The sequence below is a fragment of the Mycobacterium sp. genome (assembly GCF_032161845.1).
Lineage (GTDB): Bacteria > Actinomycetota > Actinomycetes > Mycobacteriales > Mycobacteriaceae > Mycobacterium.
Genome location: NZ_JAVRQA010000052.1, coordinates 1 through 4,975 on the forward strand (window position 1 = coordinate 1; position 4,975 = coordinate 4,975).

Genomic DNA, 4,975 nt, shown 5'->3' on the forward strand with positions numbered 1-4,975 from the left:
CGACGGCATCGACGTGGTGATCGTGCACGGCGGCGACGGCACGGTGAACGAAGTGGTCAACGGCATTCTCGGCGACTGCGGGCAGCCCCCGCCGAAACGCGGACCGGCGATCTCGGTTGTGCCAGGCGGCTCGGCCAACGTCTTCGCCCGTGCCCTTGGCATCAGCCCCGACCCCATCGAGGCGACCAATCAGCTGGTCGACCTTCTGGGGGCTTATCGCCGCGGCGTCAAGTGGCGCCGCATCGGCCTGATGGACTGTGGTGACCGGTGGGGCGTCTTCACGGCAGGCCTTGGCGTCGACGGTGACGTGGTCGCCGCCGTCGAAGCCCAACGCGACAAGGGCCGCAAGGTCACCGCGTCGCGCTACATCCGGGTGGCGACCCGCGAGGTGTTGGCCAGCGCCCGCAGGGAACCGTCGTTGACGCTCGAACTTCCCGGCCGAGATCCCGTCACCGGGGTGCACTTCGCGTTCGTGTCGAATTCGAGTCCGTGGACCTACGCGAACACCCGGCCGGTCTGGACGAACCCGGACACCAGCTTCGAGACCGGCCTGGGGGTATTCGCCACCACCAGCATGAACATTTGGGCGAATCTAGGGCTGGTCCGTCAGATGCTGGCGAAGGAACCGCGTCTCGACGCGCGCCATCTGGTCCGCGACGACGACGTGCCGTGGGTGCGAGTGACGGCGGACACGCCCGTGGGCTGTCAGATCGACGGGGATTACGTCGGCCAGCGCGAAAGGATGACGTTCACCGCGGTCCGGGATGCTCTTGGCGTGGTGGCACCACCGGCGAAAAAGGCTTGACCTGCGAATGCGCTGAGAACCGCCGCGAATAAGGGCGTAAGTGGCCTAAGTGTAGTACAAACGGGTGGGTGGTCCGGTAACCCGGTCCCAGCTACAGAAGCCAGTGAGATTGACCACGTGTGAACGTGCCTCTATTGACATCTGTTCAGCCTGTGGAAGCATCGTTTGCAACAGTGCAGAAACATTTGATGTGCACGCGTTAACAGCCGAAGAAAAGTTCGTGCGTCTTGTTGCGCACATGAAGAGGAGTTGTAGCTATGGATTGGCGGCACAATGCGGTCTGTCGTGACGAGGACCCGGAACTGTTCTTCCCGGTGGGAAACAGTGGACCGGCACTCGCCCAGATCGCTGACGCGAAGATCGTTTGCAACCGCTGCCCCGTCACGACCGAATGCCTGAGCTGGGCTTTGGAGTCCGGACAGGACGCGGGAGTGTGGGGTGGCATGAGCGAGGACGAGCGTCGCGCACTCAAGCGTCGCAACGCGCGGACGAAGGCTCGTACGGGCGTCTAACCCCGCACCAAGCATTGTTTACGGCCCCGGCTCACGCCGGGGCCGTAAATTTTTGCCTCCGACGATGCCGGTTATTGTGCTAGACGTCCGCGACGACCGATCGGCACCCGCAGCACGACGTCGGTGCCGCCGGTGGGGACGGCGTGCATACCCAACGATCCGTCCAACTCGGCGGCCACCAACGTCCGCACGATCTGCAGGCCGAGGCTGTCGGACTTCTCCAGGCTGAAACCCTCCGGCAACCCGCGACCGTCGTCGTGCACCACGACGTCGAGCCAGCGGGCCGAGCGCTCGGCCCTGATGGTGACGCTCCCGTTCTCGGACGTCGAATCGTAGGCGTGCTCGATCGCATTCTGCACCAGTTCGGTGATGACCATGACCAAGGCGGTGGCCCGGTCGGCGTCGAGCACACCAAGGTCGCCAACGCGGTTGATCCGGACGGGGCGGCCCACTGACGCAACGTCATTCATGATCGGGACGATCCGATCGACGACCTCGTCGAGGTTGACCTCCTCGTCTACCGACATCGACAGTGCATCGTGCACCAGCGCGATCGACGAGACCCGGCGCACCGATTCGATCAGCGCATCCCGCCCTTCGGCGTTGTTGGTGCGCCTGGCTTGCAGCCGCAGCAGCGCGGCGACGGTCTGAAGATTGTTCTTCACGCGATGGTGGATCTCGCGGATGGTCGCGTCCTTGGACAGCAGCGCGCGGTCACGACGCTTGACCTCGGTCACGTCACGGATCAGCACGGCCGCGCCGGCTGCCTCACCATTGACCACCATCGGGAGCGTACGGAGCAGCACCGCCGCTCCCCCGGCGTCGACCTCCATCCGCATGCTCGAGCCTCCCGAGAGGGAATCACGCACGTGGGTGGCCAACTCCTGCGCCTCGAAGGGATCTGAGATCAGCGGTCGAGTGACGGTGACGAGGTTGTGCCCCTCGAGTTCGGCGTTCAGCCCCATCCGGTGATAGGCCGAGATCGCGTTGGGGCTGGCGAAGCTGACCTGGCCACCCACGTCGAGCCGGATGAAACCGTCACCCACCCTGGGACTCGACCGCGACATCGCCAGATCACCCACGTTGGGGAAGGTGCCTTCGGACAGCATGTGCAAGAGGTCAGCGGCACAGTCCAGATACGCGCGCTCCAGGGGACTGGCCTTGCGCCGGTCCGCCAAGGCGGTCTGATGGGTCAGGACGGCGACCACCCGATTGCCGTGCCGGACGGGAACGGCTTCGACGTTGAGCCACCGGCCCTCCTGAGAATCCTCTTGTCCTGCATCACTTTCGCGGCCAATATGGCCGGACTCGAACGCAGCGACCACCACGGGCATGTCGCTTGCGGTGTTGACCGTCCCCACCGCATCGGCCAGCAGTACGGTCGGTGCCGTGTTCGGCCGGATCTGCGCGACACACACCAACGACCCGTCGTCGTGATGCACCCACATCAAATAGTCGGCGAAGGACAGGTCGGCGAGGAGCTGCCATTCCCCCACCACGGCGTGCAGGTGGTCGACGGCAGTGCCGGGCAGCATCGTGTGCTCGGCGAGCAGGTCACCGAGGGTCGACATGAGAAGGCGGCTTGGTGCCGGAGCCCTAGCCGATTACGGCGATGAGGTCGCCGGCCTGGATGACGTCACCGACGGCGACGTTGACCGTGGTCACTTTCCCGGCGACTTCGGCAAGCACCGGAATCTCCATCTTCATCGACTCGAGGAGTACGAGGGTGTCGCCCTCGTTGATGTCATCGCCTTCGTTGACCACGACCTCGAGCACACTGGCCACGATCTCAGCGCGAACGTCCTCGGCCATCTTCACCCACTCGTCTCTAGAGCCGCCCCTTGCCGGTCTATCGAACCACACCCGCGGGATTGGAATGCAGTGGCGCGAGCGTGAGACACTAACGAGTAAGCAATTGACTCTTGGAGGACCATCATGGCCAAGCGTGGCCGTAAGAAGCGTGACCGCAAGCACACCAAGGCCAACCACGGCAAGCGCCCCAACTGCGGCTCAAAGGCAGTGAAGTAGGCAAAGTGCGCGGCGCTTGCGCCCAGTGAAAAAGGCCTTCACGTGGCTACGTGAAGGCCTTTATCAGGTCTGGGCTATTTCCGGATGATGGTGGTGCGGCTGATCTCGACGCGCAGCCTCGCCCGCAGCGAATCAGGCACCTTCTCGCCACTGCACTTGGTGGCGATGAGGCGCTTCACCCGCTCCTCGACCCCGTATTGCCGCAGGCACGTCGGGCACTCTTCGAGGTGATGGCGCAGCTTGTCACGGGTTTCCGTGGTGCACTCGCCATCGAGCAGGGTCCATACCTCGGCGATCACCGATGCGCATTCCGGATGAGCCGGGTCGACCGGTCCTACCGGAGGGTGAAAGGTGTGCTCTTCTGGGCGTGAGAAGTCGTCACTCACGAGGACACCTCCTCGGGCTCCCCGAGCTGCTGACCTCGGATGAAGCCGCGGTCTCGGGCGACGTCGGCCAATAGCTCGCGAAGCTGCTTGCGGCCACGGTGCAGTCGGGACATCACCGTCCCGATGGGGGTATTCATGATCTGGGCGATCTCCTTGTACGGGAAGCCTTCGACGTCGGCGTAGTACACCGCCATCCGAAACTCTTCGGGCAACGCTTGCAATGCTGCCTTGATTTCGGTGTCTGGCAAGGCCTCCATCGCCTCGACTTCGGCTGATCGAAGCCCCGTCGACGTATGCTGCGCGTTCGCCGCGAGTTGCCAGTCGGTGATCTCGTCCGTCGGATACTCGGCGGGTTGACGCTGCTTCTTGCGATAGCTGTTGATGTAGGTGTTGGTCAGAATCCGGTACAGCCACGCCTTGAGGTTGGTGCCTGCGCGGAACGACCGGAAACCGGCGTACGCCTTGACCATCGTCTCCTGCAGGAGATCCTCGGCGTCCGCTGGATTGCGGGTCATCCGCAACGCGCCGCCGTACAGCTGATCCAACAGCGGTATCGCGTCACGCTCGAACCGCGCCGTGAGCTCCGCGTCGGTCTCAACTGCAGGTTCTTCGGCCGCGGCGGGGGTTGCCCCGTCGAGATCGGTCATCTGAATCGACACCGTCCCTTCTCTCGCGGCACCGTCGAACGGAACCCGCCAATCGACCGGGCGTTCCAGGCAAAGCGTTGGCACCGAGGTGTCTCCTTCCTATGATCGTAGTGGCTGACTCCGACAGGGTCGCGTTTCGGCGTCTGTCGCAGGAACAACAGCGCAGACGGGCGGGGTTGTTCCCAGGGGAAACGCACTATCGTGAGCCGATGGCCCGTGCCGCGACCCCGGCGATCGTCGCCCTGCTGGCAGCCGGTGTCCCGCACGAAGTGCTGAGTTACCACCACGATGAGCGCAACCCCTCCTTCGGCGACGAGGCCGTGGCCGAACTGGTGGCCGCCGGGGTCGACGTGACCGCCGAGCAGGTCTTCAAGACGCTGGTGATCGCGCTGCCCAAGGGGCTCGCCGTCGCGGTACTCCCCGTTCCGTACAAGCTGTCGCCGAAGGCCGCCGCCGCGGCCCTTGGCGTGCCGCGGGCCGAGATGGCCGACCGCGCCGCCGTCGCGCGGTCGACGGGCTACGTCCTCGGGGGCATCTCGCCGCTTGGACAGCGCAAGGCACTGCCGACCGTCATCGACGACTCGGTGTACGCCTGGG

General features: G+C 64.7%; 8 protein-coding genes. 4 read left to right on the forward strand and 4 right to left on the reverse strand.

The window, feature by feature from the left end; translation table 11 throughout:
- Together QOD90_RS03135 and whiB1 are read left to right on the forward strand one after the other, a co-directional pair.
- The coding region (locus tag QOD90_RS03135) for a diacylglycerol/lipid kinase family protein (protein ID WP_526346576.1) at positions 1–805 on the forward strand (805 nt) is incomplete at its 5' end.
- Between the two features lie 257 nt (positions 806–1,062).
- The gene (gene whiB1, locus QOD90_RS03140; protein WP_526346578.1) at positions 1,063–1,317 is read left to right on the forward strand and encodes a transcriptional regulator WhiB1; all 255 of its coding nucleotides are present in this window, start codon (positions 1,063–1,065) and stop codon (positions 1,315–1,317) included.
- 71 nt (positions 1,318–1,388) lie between these two features.
- Here whiB1 and pdtaS read toward each other — a convergent pair whose 3' ends face one another.
- The gene (pdtaS, locus tag QOD90_RS03145) at positions 1,389–2,888 is read right to left on the reverse strand and encodes a two-component system sensor histidine kinase PdtaS (RefSeq protein WP_526346580.1); all 1,500 of its coding nucleotides are present in this window, start codon (positions 2,886–2,888) and stop codon (positions 1,389–1,391) included.
- 25 nt (positions 2,889–2,913) lie between these two features.
- On the reverse strand, positions 2,914–3,129 hold the full coding sequence (locus QOD90_RS03150) for a biotin/lipoyl-binding carrier protein (protein WP_526346586.1): 216 nt from the start codon (positions 3,127–3,129) through the stop codon (positions 2,914–2,916).
- A 123-nt stretch (positions 3,130–3,252) separates the two neighbouring features.
- Between QOD90_RS03150 and QOD90_RS03155 the strand changes: the two genes are divergently transcribed.
- Positions 3,253–3,345: a 50S ribosomal protein bL37 gene (locus QOD90_RS03155; RefSeq protein WP_140691305.1), complete on the forward strand. Its 93-nt coding sequence runs from the start codon at positions 3,253–3,255 to the stop codon at positions 3,343–3,345.
- 74 nt (positions 3,346–3,419) lie between these two features.
- Here the strand turns inward: QOD90_RS03155 and rsrA are convergent, their stop codons facing one another.
- Together rsrA and QOD90_RS03165 are read right to left on the reverse strand one after the other, a co-directional pair.
- Positions 3,420–3,731, reverse strand: a complete 312-nt coding sequence (gene rsrA, locus QOD90_RS03160; RefSeq protein WP_526346582.1) for a mycothiol system anti-sigma-R factor — start codon at positions 3,729–3,731, stop codon at positions 3,420–3,422.
- The gene (locus tag QOD90_RS03165) at positions 3,728–4,378 is read right to left on the reverse strand and encodes a sigma-70 family RNA polymerase sigma factor (RefSeq protein ID WP_526346588.1); all 651 of its coding nucleotides are present in this window, start codon (positions 4,376–4,378) and stop codon (positions 3,728–3,730) included. The genes rsrA and QOD90_RS03165 overlap by 4 nt, the downstream gene beginning before the upstream one ends.
- A gap of 209 nt (positions 4,379–4,587) precedes the next feature.
- On the opposite strand from QOD90_RS03165, the gene QOD90_RS03170 reads away from it, so the two are divergent.
- Positions 4,588–4,975: YbaK/EbsC family protein (locus QOD90_RS03170; RefSeq protein ID WP_526346584.1), on the forward strand; the 388-nt coding region annotated here is incomplete at its 3' end.

Excerpts from the sequence above, each read along its gene's own strand:
- whiB1 (WP_526346578.1), top strand. The coding sequence starts at position 1,063 with ATGGATTGGCGGCACAATGCGGTCTGTCGTGACGAGGACCCGGAACTG.
- pdtaS (WP_526346580.1), bottom strand. The coding sequence starts at position 2,888 with ATGTCGACCCTCGGTGACCTGCTCGCCGAGCACACGATGCTGCCCGGC.
- QOD90_RS03150 (WP_526346586.1), bottom strand. The coding sequence starts at position 3,129 with ATGGCCGAGGACGTTCGCGCTGAGATCGTGGCCAGTGTGCTCGAGGTC.
- QOD90_RS03155 (WP_140691305.1), top strand. The coding sequence starts at position 3,253 with ATGGCCAAGCGTGGCCGTAAGAAGCGTGACCGCAAGCACACCAAGGCC.
- QOD90_RS03165 (WP_526346588.1), bottom strand. The coding sequence starts at position 4,378 with ATGACCGATCTCGACGGGGCAACCCCCGCCGCGGCCGAAGAACCTGCA.